At 38.9% G+C, this 15,871-nt stretch carries 13 protein-coding genes, 1 other RNA gene and 1 pseudogene; 13 read left to right on the top strand and 2 right to left on the bottom strand.

Annotated elements, in window-relative coordinates:
- Window position 1 precedes the first annotated feature (1 nt).
- The 4 genes from ssrS (at window position 2) to QA539_RS06630 (ending at window position 3,079) form a co-directional block, all read left to right on the top strand.
- A non-coding RNA gene (gene ssrS / locus QA539_RS06645) (6S RNA) lies at window positions 2–190 on the top strand.
- Window positions 191–288: 98 nt separating this feature from the next.
- Window positions 289–1,065, top strand: coding sequence for a tRNA threonylcarbamoyladenosine dehydratase (locus QA539_RS06640; protein WP_419894998.1), 777 nt, complete (start codon window positions 289–291; stop codon window positions 1,063–1,065).
- A gap of 93 nt (window positions 1,066–1,158) precedes the next feature.
- Window positions 1,159–2,088: an ABC transporter ATP-binding protein gene (locus tag QA539_RS06635; RefSeq protein WP_219492288.1), complete on the top strand. Its 930-nt coding sequence runs from the start codon at window positions 1,159–1,161 to the stop codon at window positions 2,086–2,088.
- A complete protein-coding gene (locus QA539_RS06630) occupies window positions 2,081–3,079 on the top strand; it encodes an ABC transporter permease (protein ID WP_219492287.1) in 999 nt (332 codons plus the stop codon). The genes QA539_RS06635 and QA539_RS06630 overlap by 8 nt, the downstream gene beginning before the upstream one ends.
- A 19-nt stretch (window positions 3,080–3,098) precedes the next feature.
- On the opposite strand, the pseudogene QA539_RS06625 reads toward QA539_RS06630, so the two are convergent.
- Window positions 3,099–4,338: pseudogene (locus QA539_RS06625) on the bottom strand (replication-associated recombination protein A).
- A gap of 107 nt (window positions 4,339–4,445) precedes the next feature.
- On the opposite strand from QA539_RS06625, the gene cymR reads away from it, so the two are divergent.
- Complete coding sequence (gene cymR, locus QA539_RS06620) at window positions 4,446–4,868, top strand: cysteine metabolism transcriptional regulator CymR (protein ID WP_012657169.1); 423 nt, start codon at window positions 4,446–4,448, stop codon at window positions 4,866–4,868.
- 525 nt (window positions 4,869–5,393) lie between these two features.
- On the opposite strand, the gene QA539_RS06615 is transcribed toward cymR, so the two are convergent.
- Complete coding sequence (locus tag QA539_RS06615; RefSeq protein WP_419894997.1) at window positions 5,394–6,389, bottom strand: LLM class flavin-dependent oxidoreductase; 996 nt, start codon at window positions 6,387–6,389, stop codon at window positions 5,394–5,396.
- A gap of 171 nt (window positions 6,390–6,560) precedes the next feature.
- Here QA539_RS06615 and QA539_RS06610 point away from each other — a divergent pair, with 171 nt between their 5' ends.
- The 8 genes from QA539_RS06610 (at window position 6,561) to QA539_RS06575 (ending at window position 15,867) form a co-directional block, all read left to right on the top strand.
- Window positions 6,561–7,688 (top strand): cysteine desulfurase family protein, encoded by a 1,128-nt coding sequence (locus QA539_RS06610; protein ID WP_101140268.1) that lies wholly within the window; start codon window positions 6,561–6,563, stop codon window positions 7,686–7,688.
- An 11-nt stretch (window positions 7,689–7,699) separates the two neighbouring features.
- Window positions 7,700–8,815: a tRNA 2-thiouridine(34) synthase MnmA gene (gene mnmA, locus QA539_RS06605; protein WP_219492280.1), complete on the top strand. Its 1,116-nt coding sequence runs from the start codon at window positions 7,700–7,702 to the stop codon at window positions 8,813–8,815.
- Between the two features lie 60 nt (window positions 8,816–8,875).
- Window positions 8,876–9,535, top strand: a complete 660-nt coding sequence (locus QA539_RS06600; RefSeq protein WP_219492277.1) for a tetratricopeptide repeat protein — start codon at window positions 8,876–8,878, stop codon at window positions 9,533–9,535.
- Between the two features lie 2 nt (window positions 9,536–9,537).
- Window positions 9,538–11,931, top strand: a complete 2,394-nt coding sequence (locus QA539_RS06595) for an ATP-dependent RecD-like DNA helicase (protein WP_283721913.1) — start codon at window positions 9,538–9,540, stop codon at window positions 11,929–11,931.
- Between the two features lie 247 nt (window positions 11,932–12,178).
- Window positions 12,179–14,803: an alanine--tRNA ligase gene (gene alaS / locus QA539_RS06590; protein WP_419894996.1), complete on the top strand. Its 2,625-nt coding sequence runs from the start codon at window positions 12,179–12,181 to the stop codon at window positions 14,801–14,803.
- A 79-nt stretch (window positions 14,804–14,882) separates the two neighbouring features.
- Window positions 14,883–15,128 carry an IreB family regulatory phosphoprotein gene (locus QA539_RS06585; protein WP_241427516.1) on the top strand — a complete coding sequence of 82 codons (246 nt, stop codon included), beginning with the start codon at window positions 14,883–14,885 and terminating at the stop codon, window positions 15,126–15,128.
- A complete protein-coding gene (ruvX, locus tag QA539_RS06580; RefSeq protein ID WP_219492272.1) occupies window positions 15,121–15,540 on the top strand; it encodes a Holliday junction resolvase RuvX in 420 nt (139 codons plus the stop codon). Before QA539_RS06585 ends, ruvX begins: the two co-directional genes overlap by 8 nt.
- A gap of 15 nt (window positions 15,541–15,555) precedes the next feature.
- Entirely contained in the window at window positions 15,556–15,867 is a 312-nt protein-coding gene (locus QA539_RS06575; RefSeq protein WP_099482913.1) for a DUF1292 domain-containing protein, read from the top strand.
- Window positions 15,868–15,871: the final 4 nt, after the last annotated feature.

The following is a 15,871-nucleotide window of genomic DNA, read 5'->3' as shown; positions in this document are numbered from 1 at the left end:
TAGGTGTCTGAAGAGTACGACATTAGTTTTTATATTTTGACCTAACACTTTATGATCAGGGAGCCTAATAGGTTTTCTTACGATGCACACGCCTCTAATGGAGGACTTGCTGAATAAGAAACAGGGCACCCACCTGAATTTATCAGGCCAAAATGATCAACTATACAATGACGGCTCAGTTGGATACTATCGTATTGGCGAAGGACTTATGTCCTTCGTCTTTTTATGTTCACATATTCGAGTTATATGGTAGGATATACATATAATGAAAGAAGAATGGAGAACATAATGAAACATCAATTTTCAAGAAATGAACTTGCATATGGAAAAGAAGGATTAGATGCATTAAATAAAAAGACGGTAATGATCTTAGGTGTTGGAGGGGTAGGTTCTTTCGCTGCTGAAGCGCTTGCACGTACCAATATTGGTCATATTATCTTGATTGATAAAGATGACGTCGATATAACGAATGTAAACCGTCAAATTCATGCACTGACGACAACTGTGGGACAATCTAAAGTAACATTAATGGAAGAGCGTATAAAATTAATCAATCCTGAATGTAAGGTGACTTCTCTGCATATGTTCTATACAGACGAAACGTATGAAGAGATATTCGAATATGACATTGATTATGTTGTAGACGCATCAGATACAATCATGTATAAAATTCATTTAATGAAAGAATGTCTAAAGCGTAACATAAAAATTATTTCGAGTATGGGTGCGGCAAACAAAACGGATCCGACGCGTTTCCAGATTGCAGATATCTCGAAGACACATACAGATCCTATGGCGAAAGTAATTCGCACAAAGCTGCGTAAAGAGAAGATTTATAAAGGCATCCCTGTTGTTTTCTCTGATGAAAGTCCGATTGTAATACGTGACGATGTGAAATCGTATGTCGGCAACCCTGATGCTCCGATTCGTAAAGCGCAGATGCCCCCGTCTTCTAATGCTTTTGTACCAAGTGTTGTCGGATTAATTTGTGCGAGCTATGTGGTAAATGATATTTTGAAGGATTTTCCTGTGACACGTGTGAAAGATAAACAAAACAGCAATTGAGGTTGCTGTTTTTTAATGTCATTTTACTAGTAATTTTAGCATTAAATGGATAACTATAGTACAATTAAGTGGTAAAAATGATGGAGGTGTATCATGGAAAGTCAGCAATATAGTCTTGAAGTCACTAATCTTCACAAAAAGATTGGTAAGAAAGAAATTATTAAAGATCTGAACTTCACCGTAAATAAAGGAGAAGTATTTGGCTTCCTCGGTCCGAACGGTGCAGGTAAAACGACGACAATCCGTATGATTGTAGGTCTTACAACACCAACAGAAGGTGACATTAAAGTACTTGGAAAGTCTGTCGTGCACAATCGTTCAGAAATAATGAAAGATATCGGTGCAATTGTAGAAAATCCTGAGCTTTATCCATTTTTATCTGGATATGAAAACTTAAAGCAGTTTGCACGTATGCAAAAAGGAATAACGAAAGCTGATATCGATCGCGTTGTGAAGCTTGTAGGGCTCCAGCCACGTATAAAAGATAAAGTGAAGAAGTATTCACTAGGTATGCGTCAACGTTTAGGTCTGGCACAGGCGCTCTTACATAAACCGAAAATTTTAATTTTAGACGAACCGACAAACGGATTAGATCCGGCCGGAATTCGTGAAATTCGTGACTACATAAAGAAACTCGCTAAAGAAGAAAATATGTCAGTAATCGTATCAAGCCATTTAATGAGTGAGATGGAGCTGATGTGTGACCGTTTCGGTATTATTAAAAATGGTAAGATGGTACAAATTGAAGAAGTCAATAAAGTTGTAACATCAGACACTATTGTTAAACATACGTTAGACTTATATCCTTCTGAACGTGCGCAGGCATTTTTCCAGCGTATTGGTAAACAGTATCATCAAGAAGGTGATACGTTTACAATCGATACCGCAAGTAAAGATATACCGGAATTGATACGTAATATCGTAAAGGATGATATTGATATATATAGTGTTACGAAAGAAAAAGTATCACTTGAAGATCGCTTTATGAATATTACGAATGACGGAGGTGTGCACATTGGGTAAGCTGGTTTATAACGAATGGATTAAATATTTCAATCGACTTGGAACATGGATCATGCTCGGGTTAATCATTTTATTTATGTTGCTGCCTAGTTTACTAACGATGCAGTTTGGTTCAACGAAGTATGACCATAAAACGTATGGTGATAACTGGAAAACTGAAGTAAAAAAAGATATTAAGGATATGCAGACGGAACTTGCAAAAATTAATAAAAAGAAAGAAAAAGATAGAGAAGTAGTAGATTATAATAAACTTGCGACGTATGAAAGTCGTATTTCTGAGTTGTCATTCTACTTGAAAAAAGATGTTCAGCCACCTGCTGGTAATGATGTATATGGTGATATGCTCGGTATCAATGGTTTTATCCCATTAATCGCGATAATGATTACAGTTATGTGTAGCGGATTAATGTCGCGTGAATATCAGCAAGGGACGATTAAACTGTTATTAATACGCCCAGCATCACGACTTAAAATATTTGCATCTAAATTAATATTTGCATTTATTGCATCGTTTTTATTCCTGTTATTTGGTTATGTCGTGAAGCTTATCATTAGTCTTATAACATCTCAAATGAATCCAACAAGTAAGATTGCTGTACAGAGTGGTGAAGAGATGAAGTATAAAATGGTAGAATTCATGCCATTACTGATGAGACATTTTGCAAATGACTATATGTACGTTGTTATATTTGCAGTTATTGCATTTAGTTTATCCGTACTGTTCAGAAATACTTCATTAAGTATCGGTATCGCATTTACGTTAATGTTCTTCGGAGATATCGCTGTCATGTTCTTACAAAGTAAAACTGAACTTGTAAAGTTTTTATGGCCGGCGAACTGGGGACTGAATCAATATAATGTTGATAATATTGCACCACTACCTGTAGACGATATGACGTTTACTTACAGTTTAATTTACAACATTGTTGCACTACTCATTGTAATTATCGTAACTGCTGTTATATTTAAGAAACGAGATGTAGCAAACTAAATCAAAACGACAAAAGCGATTAACGCTTTTGTCGTTTTATATTGTCATAAATCTGTTTGAACTGCTGCTCTGACTTACTCGTTGCTTTTGGTTCGTAATAGTGCTTATGCTTTAATGTATCAGGTAAATACTGCTGCACGACATAGCCACTTTCAAAGCTGTGTGGATATTTATAATCAACACCATTTCCTAAGTCTTTGGCACCTTGATAATGTGCATCCTTCAAATGTTTTGGTATCGCACCGACTTTACCGCTCTTAACATCTTTTAGTGCGTGATCGATCGCACTGATACCAGAGTTTGATTTTGGACTTAAACATAATTCAATCACAGCTTGTGCGAGTGGGATACGTGCTTCCGGAAAGCCTAGACGTTCTGCAGATTCTATCGCAGCGAGGGTTCTTGCACCAAAGACCTGGTGAGGCAAGTCCAACGTCTTCATAGCTGATAACGAGCAGACGTCTCGCAATTGTCGGTAAGTCTCCACCTTCAATCAGGCGTGCTAGATAATGGAGACTTGCATCAACATCACTACCACGAATGGATTTCTGAAATGCACTCATTATATCGTAATGCATATCCCCATCTGCATCGAAATTAAAACTCGGTTTCTGCAGACAATCTTTCGCATCCTGTAAAGTAATATGAACAGGGTCATCCTGTGCAGATAAAATTGAAAGTTCCAGTGCATTGAGTGCAGTTCTGATATCCCCGGCAGCACTTTGGACAAAGTGGGAAACTGCATCATCATCAATTTGAACATCTTTTTTACCATACCCATTCACATCATCATTTAAAGCACGCGTCAGCGCCTGCTTTACTTCTTTATCACCGTGTGGGTACAGTTCGAAAATTTGTGTCCTGCTACGAATGGCAGGATTAATAGCATGATATGGATTGCTCGTCGTTGCACCAATCAGTATAATACTGCCCTTTTCTAGATGCGGCAGCAAGAAATCTTGTTTTCCTTTATCGAGTCGATGAATTTCATCCAGTAATAATATGACTTGACCGCTCATCTTTGCCTCTTCAGCGATGAGCTGCATATCTTTCTTAGTATTTGTTACAGCATTTAATTGTCTGAATTTAACATTTGTACTTCCAGCGATGGCTTGTGCGATACTTGTCTTGCCAATGCCGGGAGGTCCATATAATATCATTGAGGATAAACGTTTCGACTCAACCATACGTCTAATAATGCCACGGGGACCGACGAGATGTGCCTGTCCGATGATATCATCAATCGTATTCGGTCTCATTCTATATGCTAATGGTTCCAAAAAATCCTCCCCTTTTCATATAAAGTGTACCTTATTTTACATAAAAATGTGATAAAATTGATTTATTGAAAAGGAGCATCTATATAATGAAAATATCAACTAAAGGAAGATATGGTTTAACGTTAATGATATCGCTCGCGAAACGATATGATAAAGGTGAAACTGTATCCTTAAAAACGATTGCAGAAGAAAATCATTTAAGTGACTTATATTTAGAACAACTTGTTGGACCACTTAGAAATGCAGGACTCATTAAAAGTGTACGTGGTGCACGTGGTGGTTATAAGTTGATGAAACATCCGAAAGAAGTGACAACGAGTGAAATTATTCGTTTGTTAGAAGGACCGATTACACCAGTTGAGGGCATTGAAGATGAACCGCCAGCACAGAAACAGTTATGGATTGATATTCGTGATGCGGTGAAGAAAGTCCTTGATGAAACGACATTGTATGACTTAATGCATTATAAAGAAAGCAGTCCGATAGAAGGGTATATGTTCTATATATAATGTTTTGTAATGTTTGATTCTATGTTGTGATAGGGAGTAGATGGCGAATGTCGTGAAAGTTCGTCACCTACAAGCTTTAGGGCGACCACCTGGAAGGTCTAGGTGCCGAACATCGTGAAAGTTCGTCACCTACAAGCGTCAGGACGGCTACCTGGAAGGACTAGATGCCGAACATCGTGAAAGTTCGCCACCTACAAGCGTCAGGACGGCTACCTAGAAGGTCTAGGTGCCGGACATCGTGAAAGTTCGCCACCTACAAGCGTCAGGGCGACCAACTGGAAGGACTAGATGCCGAACATCGTGAAAGTTCGCCACCTACAAGTGTCAGGGCGACCACCTGGAAGGACTAGATGCCGAACATCGTGAAAGTTCGCCACCTACAAGTGTCAGGGCGACCACCTGGAAGGACTAGATGCCGAACATCGTGAAAGTTCGCCACCTACAAGTGTCAGGGCGACCACCCAAAACATCACCCCCACATATAACACTAAAAAACTCCCAGATCTATGATCCGGGAGTTTTAAATTATGATGTTAGTGCTTTAAACTTACGATAGCTTTCATGCTGTTTATCAATATCATATATATAACTTACAGCGATAAACTCATCTACATTAAATTCTTCTTGAAATGCTTCCAGCTGTGCTTTCACTGTCTCTTCAGAACCGATAAATCCAGTCGCTGTGCGTGACATGGCCATCAATTTCTCTTGCGGACTCCACAGTGCATCCATATTTTCTACAGGTGGCTGCATCGGAATGCGTGTATTTCGGATAATGCTTAAGAACATCTGGTGCATCGTTGTTGCCAGGTATTCTGCTTCTTCGTCTGTTTCTCCGATGATAACATTTGTTCCGACCATAACATATGGTTCTTTCAAATATTCAGAAGGTGTAAATAAATTTCTGTATATCTGAATGGCTTCTTTCATCTGTTCTGGTGCAAAGTGTGATGCGAAAGCATAAGGGAGACCTAATCGCGCTGCTAGATGTGCAGAATCTGTTGAAGATCCTAATATATAGATAGGAACGTTCGTATCTGCACCTGGATATGCTTTGACGTAGCCTTGTTTTTCTTCTGGTCCAAAGTATTGCAATAAGTCTTTCACTTCATCAGGAAATGTGTAGACACTGTCGTGTCTATCACGTCTTAATGCACTTGCAGTCATCATATCTGTTCCAGGTGCACGTCCTAATCCTAGACTTACACGGTTCGGATAGATTGTTGCGAGGGTTCCGAACTGTTCGGCAACAACAAGTGGTGCGTGGTTTGGAAGCATAATACCACCAGAACCAACTTCGATTGTCTGCGTATGTTGTAATACGTGACCGATTAATATGCTCGTTGCAGAACTTACTAAGTTCGGTGTATTGTGATGCTCTGCTATCCAATATCTTCTGTAATCGAGTTCTTCAGCGAGTTGCGCGAGTGCTGTCATTTGTTCTACTGCTTCTTTATTTGTTGAACCTTTTCTAACAGGTGCTAAATTTAATATTGAAACAGGTACTTTAATATTTGCCAATGTTATTCCTCCTAATACTCTCTCATGTATCGCTATTTTAACACTTCGTCAGAAACAATGAATAATAATTTGCTTTAAGTGATATATTTTATACAATGAAGCTGTTCTTATAGTTTTTTTATAGAAAGGGTGTTAATATAAGTTATTGAAAAAATAGAAAGGATGTTCAATATGAAAGTTTATGCAGATTATGCTGCGACGACGCATGTATCACCAACTGTAGCACAAGTGATATATGATGGGATTACTCAACAATTTGGTAATGCATCAAGTATTCACACAGTAGGTCGTGAAGCACGAAAATTGTTAGATGATGCACGTCGAAATATCGCACGTGAATTTAATGTCGATGCGAAAGAGATTATCTTTACGAGTGGCGCTACTGAATCAAATAATACAGCAATAAAAGGAGCGGCATATCGTCATCAGCATAAGGGGAAGCATGTTATTACTTCTCAAGTTGAACATCACGCTGTACTGCATGTCTTCAATAAGTTAGAGCAAGAAGGATTTGAAGTGACGTACTTACCGGTCGATCGTCATGGTGTGATTAATATTGAAGATCTGAAGCATGCGTTAAGAAGCGATACAATACTCGTCTCAATCATGACCGGCAATAATGAAGTCGGCGCGATACAGCCGATTGATGAAATAGGTGAACTATTATATGGGCATCAGGCATTATTTCACACGGATGGCGTACAGGCAGTCGGTCATATGCCACTCGATTTTCGTGCATTGAACATAGATTTGTTCACTTTAACTGCTCATAAATTATATGGACCTAAAGGTGTTGGTTTACTCTATGTTAAACAAGGTGTGGATTTAGAATATCAGCAGCTTGGAGGGTCTCAGGAGACGAAGCGTCGTGCAGGAACGGAGAATATCCCTTATATTCTTGGGATGACACAGGCGATTAAAGAAGCACATGAAAACATGACAGAACGCAATGTGAAACTTGTTAATTTAAAGATGCACTTTATTAATGCATTAACTGAACGTGATATTCCATTCGAAGTAAATGGCGACTTGAACAATCAGTTACCTCACATTCTTAATCTTTACTTTCCGTTTAGTGATGTAGAGATTATGTTAACGCGTCTTGATATGGCTGGTGTATATGTATCAAGCGGTTCAGCGTGCACAGCAGGCAGTATCGAACCATCACATGTCCTCACAGCAATGTATGGTGAGGATAAGCGTACGAAGCAGTCCGTTCGCTTTAGCTTCTCGTACACAATGACAGAAGAAGAAATTGAATTTATCGCACAAAGTATACAGGAAATATATAATAATTAAGGATTGATAACATGGATAACAGTAAAACAAAAGTGGTAGTAGGAATGAGTGGTGGCGTTGACAGTTCTGTTACAGCTTTACTGCTGAAAGAACAAGGGTATGACGTTATCGGTATTTTTATGAAGAACTGGGATGATACGGACGAATTTGGTGTATGTACAGCGACTGAAGATTATGAAGATGTGATTCGTGTATGTAACCAGATCGGCATACCGTATTACGCAGTGAACTTTGAACAGGAATATTGGGACAAAGTGTTTACGTATTTCTTAGATGAATATAAAAAGGGACGTACACCAAATCCTGACGTGATGTGTAACAAAGAGATTAAGTTTAAAGCATTTCTTGAGCACGCAGTGAAACTTGGTGCGGATTATGTTGCAACCGGTCATTATGCGCAAGTAAGACATACAGAAGACGGTGTAGAAATGTTGCGCGGCGTCGATAACAATAAAGATCAGACATATTTCTTAAACCAGTTAACGCAAGAACAACTCTCACGTGTGATGTTTCCACTTGGACATCTGCAAAAGCCTGAAGTGCGTGAAATTGCTTTGAAACATGATTTAGCGACAGCAAAGAAAAAAGATTCTACGGGCATATGTTTCATCGGTGAGCGAAACTTTAAAGAATTTTTAAGTGGATATTTACCAGCACAAAACGGTGAAATGCAGACGTTGGATGGTAAACCGATGGGCACACATAGCGGTTTAATGTACTATACGATTGGACAGCGACACGGATTAGGTATCGGTGGAGACGGAGATCCTTGGTTTGTCGTAGGTAAAAACTTGAAGGATAACGTTTTATATGTTGAGCAGGGATTTGATCATGATGCGTTATACAGTGATTATTTAATCGCATCTGATGTATCGTTTGTAAATCCTGTTGATTTAACGACGCCACTTGAATGTACTGCGAAGTTCAGATATCGTCAGAAAGATACGAAAGTTACAGTTGAAAAAATTGATGATAACACAATTAAGGTAACGTATGCAGAACCTGTGCGTGCAATTACACCGGGTCAAGCTGTTGTGTTTTATGACGGAGAAGTGTGTCTCGGCGGTGCAACAATTGACGATGTATATAAGACGTCAGGACAGTTAGAATATGTAGTACAGAATTAGAAGACAATTTGTCTTCTTTTTTTATAGTTTGATATAATAGTAGTATTTGGAGGTTATACAATGGATGATAATCAGTTAATGGAATTAATTAAGAATAAAAAGTATGAAGCGGCGTTAAAGTTATTATTTGAAGCAATTGAGTCTGAGCCTGAAGAGGTGACGCACTATATTAATGTTGGTACGATCTTGTTTGATACAGGTAAGCTTGAAGAGGCAGAGCGTTTCTTCCAGAAGGCGATCACTGTTAATCCTGAGCATGGTGGCGCTTATTACGGCTTAGCCAATATTTATTATAATGCTGAACGATTTGATGAAGCGGTGAAGTTGTATCAGAAGGCGATAGCGTATGAGCTGCAGGATGCGGATACGTATTATATGCTCGGTATGTCGTTCGTTAATCTAGGTGAGATGAGTAGCGCATTGCCGTATTTGATGCGTGCACATGAGCTAAATGATGCAGATATTGAGATTGCATTCCAATATGGTCTCGTGATGTGTCAACTTAGTATGTATGGTGACGCTGTCGAGATGCTACAGCGTGTAATGGATCAGGACGCGTCTCATGCGGATGCGTTATATAATTTAACGCTTGCACAATATATGATTGATGAAGATGCAGATAAAGCGATTGAAGGGTTTAAGCGTGTGTTAATGGTGAGTCCGGATCATATGCTTGCTGGTCACGCTGTTAAGCAATTCGAATTACTTAAGGAGGAGTAGCATTGGAAAATATGACTTTGTTTGAGCAATCCTTTGTAAAAGGGACAATAACGAGAATATTATTTTATAACAATGATAATTTCTATACTGTGCTGAAAGCTGAAGTGATTGAATCAAATGAAGATTTCGATGATGATGCTACGATTACAGGATACCTTCCGCAAATTGCTGAAGGTGATACATATACTTTTACCGGTAAGATTGTAACGCATCCGAAGTACGGAAAGCAGCTACAGGCGGATAAATTCGAGAAGGATATGCCACAGTCGCGTGACGGTATTATTCATTATCTATCAAGTGATCTGTTTAAAGGAGTCGGTAAGAAAACAGCGAGAACGATTGTAGAAGTACTTGGTGAAGATGCACTGAACATTATTCTTGATGATAAAAGTAGTCTTGACCAGGTGCCGAAGTTATCAGATGAGAAGAAAGAATTAATCTATAGTACGATTCATGATAATCAGGCAATCGAGAAGATTATGATTCGACTGAATGAATTTGGTTTCGGGCCACAGCTTGCGATGAAGATTTATCAGTTCTATAAGGACGATACGCTAAAGGTGATTAATGAATCCCCGTATCAACTCGTGATGGATATTGAAGGTATCGGATTTAATAAGGCGGATGAACTGGCAGGGAAACTCGGTATCGATAACAATCACCCAGAACGTCTGAAAGCAGCGCTCGTGTTTACGATAGAACAAGCCTCTAACCAGAATGGACATACATATATTCCAGACCAGGTATTACTTGAAACAAGCTTCAATCTACTGACGAAAAATGGCAGTAAAGTCAATCCTGATCGTCTCGTTATCGCACTCACTGAACTGACAGAGGAACATAAGCTCGTTGAACATGAGAAGAACATCTATATCCCGAGTCTATTCTATTCTGAAACAAAAGCTGTACAAATATTGCATCGATTAATGAATCATAAGGATCAGGTGAAACAATTCGAACAGTCAGAAGTGTTGATGGCAATTGGGGATCTGGAAACCTTGTTTGAAGTCAGCTATGCAGAACGTCAGAAAGATGCACTTGTTACGGCGATGAACGCTAAGCTGATGATTCTAACGGGGGGTCCTGGTACAGGAAAGACAACGGTAGTGCGTGGTATTGTGAATTTATATGCCGAGCTGCATGGCTTAAGTCTCGATTATGATGACTACGACGGACAGGACTATCCTATTGTCGTCGCAGCACCAACTGGTCGTGCATCGAAGCGTCTTCAGGAATCGACAGGACTTGAAGCGACGACGATACACAGGTTAATTGGATGGACGAAAGAAAATAAACCGGACGATGTGCTGGAAACCGAAATTACAGCGAAACTGGTCATTATTGATGAAATGTCAATGGTTGATACGTGGCTCATGTTTCAATTGATGAAGGCTGTACCAAACGATGCCCAGATTATATTTGTCGGTGACCAGGACCAGCTCCCATCGGTCGGTCCGGGGCAAGTATTTAAGGATATGATAGATGCACAAATTATGCCTCAGATTGAGTTGAACGAAGTGTACAGGCAGCAGGAAGGTTCATCAATCGTTGAACTTGCACACCAAATTAAGCGTAATGAACCATTTGATATTACGAAACGCTATAACGATAGAAGCTTTATCCCGTGCTCAAGCAATCAAATACCAGATGTGATTGAGAAAATTGTGCGTAGTGCTGTGAGTAAAGGGTATGATATGCGTGACATACAAGTACTCGTACCGATATATAGAGGACCAGCAGGTATACGTGCGCTGAACAAAGTGCTGCAGGAAATATTGAATCCAAGTGATGAAAACAAGCGTGAACTGCAGTTTGGAGATGTTTGTTTCAGAACGGGTGATAAGGTTCTGCAGCTTGTCAATCGACCTGAAGATAACGTATTTAATGGTGATATCGGAGAAGTTATCGGCATCTTTATGGCAGCTGAGAATGCATTAAACAAAGATGTTGTGATTGTTGACTATGATGGTAGTGAAGTAACGTATACGAAAGCAGATTTAATGGAAGTTACGCATGCATACTGCTGTTCTATTCATAAGTCTCAAGGTTCGGAATTTCCGATAGTAATCATGCCGGTTGTCAATCAGTACTACAGAATGCTGCAGAAGAATATACTATATACCGGATTAACGCGTGCGAAACAATCACTTATTTTTTGTGGAGATATACAGGCTTTTAATGAAGGGATAAAGCGTATCGGTAACGCAAGGTTTACAAGCTTCTATCAGTTCCTTATCGAATATTTTAAGACAGATGAAGCGGATGATACACAGCATGTTAATTCAGATGGAAACATATTGCCATTCAATGTTGGTGAGATGACAGAAGACAATATGCATCTCGTTGATCCGATGATCAACATGGAAGGCATTACACCATATGATTTTATAAGTTGACGATTACTGCTTATTTTTTTATAATTTATGTAATTCAATATACTTTAAAGGTGAGTAAGCAAACCGTACTTTTATAGAGACATATCGGCTGGTGAGAGATATGATGTACGTCTGCTGAAGCTACTTTAATAGTTGTAAGTGAATAACGAATGAGTGATGACTTTGTCATAACTAGGGTGGTACCGCGAACACGTTCGTCCCTTTTTTAGGGAGAGCGTGTATTTTTTTAACTAGAGGAGAAGATAAGATGAAACGTTTAACAGCTGCAGAAATAAGACAGATGTATTTAGATTTCTTTGTAGAGAAAGGTCATATGATTGAACCATCAGCACCATTAGTGCCAATTGATGACGATACATTATTATGGATTAATTCGGGTGTTGCGACCCTTAAGAAATACTTCGATGGACGTGTGATTCCACGTAATCCAAGAATTACGAACGCACAAAAATCGATTCGTACGAATGATATTGAGAATGTTGGATTCACTGCACGTCACCATACATTTTTTGAGATGCTCGGGAACTTCTCGATTGGGGATTATTTTAAGAAAGAAGCGATTGAATTTGCATGGGAATTCTTAACGAGCGAGCGATGGATGGCCATTGAACCTAAAAAGTTATATGTAACGATTCATCCGGAAGATACAGAAGCATATGATTTATGGGTCAATGATATCGGATTAACAGATGACCATATCACACGTATTGAAGGTAATTTCTGGGATATCGGTGAAGGACCAAGTGGACCAAATACTGAAATCTTCTATGATCGTGGAGAAAGCTATGGTCAAGATGATCCAGCTGAAGAAATGTATCCGGGTGGAGAGAATGAGCGTTATCTAGAAGTATGGAACTTAGTATTTTCTGAATTCAATCATAATCCAGATCATACGTATTCTCCGCTTCCAAAGCAGAATATAGATACTGGGATGGGATTAGAGCGTATGGCGTCTATTTCTCAAGATGTTCCGACAAACTATGATACAGATTTATTTATGCCGATTATCGAAGCAACAGAACAAATTTCAGGGCGTAAATATCGCGATAATAAAGAAGATGATGTTGCATTCAAAGTCATCGCTGATCATATTCGTACGGTAAGCTTTGCTATAGGAGATGGTGCATTGCCTTCAAATGAAGGTCGAGGCTATGTGTTACGTCGTTTATTACGTCGTGCGGTGCGTTTTGCACAGAAGATTGATATTAATAAACCGTTCATGTACGAGCTTGTTGACATTGTAGCTAGCATTATGAAACCATATTATCCTGATGTTGATAAGAATAAGAATTTTATCAAGAAAGTCGTGAAATCTGAAGAAGATCGTTTCCATGAAACTTTAGAAGAAGGTTTAGTGCAGTTCAATGCACTTAAAGATAGTGCTAAAGCTTCTGACAATGTCTTAAAGGGTGAAGATGTCTTCAAACTGTATGATACATTCGGTTTCCCTGTTGAATTAACGGAAGAGCTTGCTGAAGAGGCAGGCGTGAAAGTTGATCATGAAGGTTTTGAAGTGGCGATGGAAGCCCAGCGTACACGTGCCCGCGAAGCACGTCAGAAGACACAAAGTATGCAAGTACAAAATGAGGTGTTATCGAATATTAAAGTTGACAGTAAGTTTGTCGGTTACGATACATTAACGACGGATACTGTCATTACTGCATTATTACAGGATGGTGTTGAAGTAGAAGAAGCAGACGACCGTTCTGATGTGCAGTTCGTCATGGCAGAAACGCCATTTTATGCTGTAAGTGGTGGACAAGTTGCAGATAATGGTATTGTTACAGGTGAAGGTTTTGAAATTGAAGTGACAGAGGTTACGAAAGCACCGAACGGTCAAAACTTACACACAGGTACAGTGCGTTTTGGTAAAGTAACGAAATCTGCAGTGAAAGCAGCGGTGAATGCAGAATTCAGAACATTCGTCATTAAAAACCACAGTGCAACACATTTAATGCATCAAGCCTTAAAAGATGTGTTAGGCACACACGTTAATCAGGCAGGATCTTTAGTTACGCCTGAGCGTTTACGTTTTGACTTCTCGCACTTCGGACCTGTTACAAAAGAAGAAATTGCAAAAGTTGAACAAATTGTTAATGAAAAAATTTGGCAGAACATACATGTGGAAATCAACGAGATGCCGATTAATGAAGCAAAGACAAAAGGTGCGATGGCATTGTTCGGTGAAAAGTATGGGGACATTGTACGTGTTGTTGAAATGAGTGATTATTCTATCGAACTATGTGGAGGTGTCCATGTCCGTAATACAGGTGAAATTGGATTGTTCAAGATTGTATCCGAATCTGGAACAGGCGCAGGTGTTCGCCGTATTGAAGCTGTTACAAGTAAAGCAGCATTTAATTACTTATCTGAGTTTGTGGATACAGTAGATACGTTATTGCCAGTTGTAAAAGTAAAAGCTAAAGAACAGTTAACTGAAAAAGTAAATGAGATAACTTCAGTGATGAAAGAGCAAGAAAAACAAATTGTTCAGTTGAATAAAGAAATCTCTGCTTTAAAGATGGGTGATATCTCAGATAATATTAAAGAAATCAATGGCATAAAAGTGTTAAGTACTGAAGTAGAAGTACAAGACGCTAAAATGTTACGAGAACTTATGGATGACTATAAATCGAAAGTACAAGATGCAGTCATCTTCCTAGTCGCTGCAACAGATAAATTAAGCTACATGGCGAGCGTTCCTAAGGCTTTAACGGATAAAGTTAAAGCAGGAGACTTAATTAAAGCAGTGGCACAGGAAACTGAAGGTAAAGGTGGCGGACGCCCAGATTCAGCTCAAGGCGGAGCGCCGAACCCTAAAGACGTTACGAAAGCATTACAATTCGTTAATAGTTACATTAATCAATTGTAATTAAAATGTTATCTATAGTATGATGAATGTGTATCAGGTCATACTAAAAGGAGTGTTTCAAGTGGAATTTGACAAGACGATGAAATTTAACATCGAAGACTTACCCAAAGAAGAAGTTCGCACCGTATTATTAAATGTCTACAATACGCTGGAAGAGCGCGGATATAACCCGATTAATCAGATTGTTGGCTATTTATTATCGGGTGATCCAGCCTATATTCCTAGACATAATGATGCACGTAATCAAATTCGCAGATTAGACCGTGACGAAATTATGGAACAACTTGTATCAAGTTATATCAATTCAGAGAAAACCAATGCATAAATCAATAGGACTAGACGTCGGCTCAAAGACTATAGGTGTCGCTCTTAGTGATGCTATGGGATGGACTGCTCAAGGTTTAACAACACTCCGTATCGATGAAGCGAATGAAGATTATGGAATTGAAGCACTTAAAGAAATAATAGAAACAAATAATGTAACTACGGCGGTAATCGGACTCCCTAAAAATATGAATAACACGATTGGTCCAAGTGGAGAGGCATCACTGCACTTTAGTGAAATGTTAAAGTCAAGTTGTCCTGAACTTGATATCATCATGTGGGATGAGCGACTTTCTACAGTTGGTGCTGAGCGTAGTTTGCTTGAAGCCGATGTATCACGTAAGAAACGTAAGCAAGTAATCGACAAGATGGCAGCAGTATTTATACTGCAAGGTTATCTTAACTCTAAATAGAAAAGGATGATAAACATGACAGAAAACAATGAATTAAACCAAGGAACATTAGATATTAATAACGAAGAAGAGCTATTAACATTATTTGATGAAGAAGGTAACGAAGTATTATACCGTAAACTATTAGAATTCTATCACCCTGAATTTGAGAAGACATACATTATCTTAGCTGAAGAAGGCGCAGATGAGGAAGAAGAAATTGAATTAATTCCTATGATTAATGAGCCTAGTGAAGACGGTGAAGGTGGTAAATTACTACCAGTTGAAACAGATGAAGAGTGGGATATGATTGAAGAAGTTGTAAATACGAACTTTGATGGAGAATAATAGA

This window comes from Macrococcus psychrotolerans (assembly GCF_038095555.1).
GTDB lineage: Bacteria > Bacillota > Bacilli > Staphylococcales > Staphylococcaceae > Macrococcoides > Macrococcoides psychrotolerans.
Note: the sequence above shows the minus strand (reverse complement) of the source record. Positions and strands in the feature narration are given on the sequence as shown.

Coding starts and splice junctions, on each gene's coding strand:
- QA539_RS06635 (WP_219492288.1), top strand. CDS start 1,159: ATGGAAAGTCAGCAATATAGTCTTGAAGTCACTAATCTTCACAAAAAG.
- QA539_RS06600 (WP_219492277.1), top strand. CDS start 8,876: ATGGATGATAATCAGTTAATGGAATTAATTAAGAATAAAAAGTATGAA.
- mnmA (WP_219492280.1), top strand. CDS start 7,700: ATGGATAACAGTAAAACAAAAGTGGTAGTAGGAATGAGTGGTGGCGTT.
- QA539_RS06640 (WP_419894998.1), top strand. CDS start 289: ATGAAACATCAATTTTCAAGAAATGAACTTGCATATGGAAAAGAAGGA.
- alaS (WP_419894996.1), top strand. CDS start 12,179: ATGAAACGTTTAACAGCTGCAGAAATAAGACAGATGTATTTAGATTTC.
- QA539_RS06585 (WP_241427516.1), top strand. CDS start 14,883: ATGAAATTTAACATCGAAGACTTACCCAAAGAAGAAGTTCGCACCGTA.
- ruvX (WP_219492272.1), top strand. CDS start 15,121: ATGCATAAATCAATAGGACTAGACGTCGGCTCAAAGACTATAGGTGTC.
- QA539_RS06575 (WP_099482913.1), top strand. CDS start 15,556: ATGACAGAAAACAATGAATTAAACCAAGGAACATTAGATATTAATAAC.
- QA539_RS06610 (WP_101140268.1), top strand. CDS start 6,561: ATGAAAGTTTATGCAGATTATGCTGCGACGACGCATGTATCACCAACT.
- cymR (WP_012657169.1), top strand. CDS start 4,446: ATGAAAATATCAACTAAAGGAAGATATGGTTTAACGTTAATGATATCG.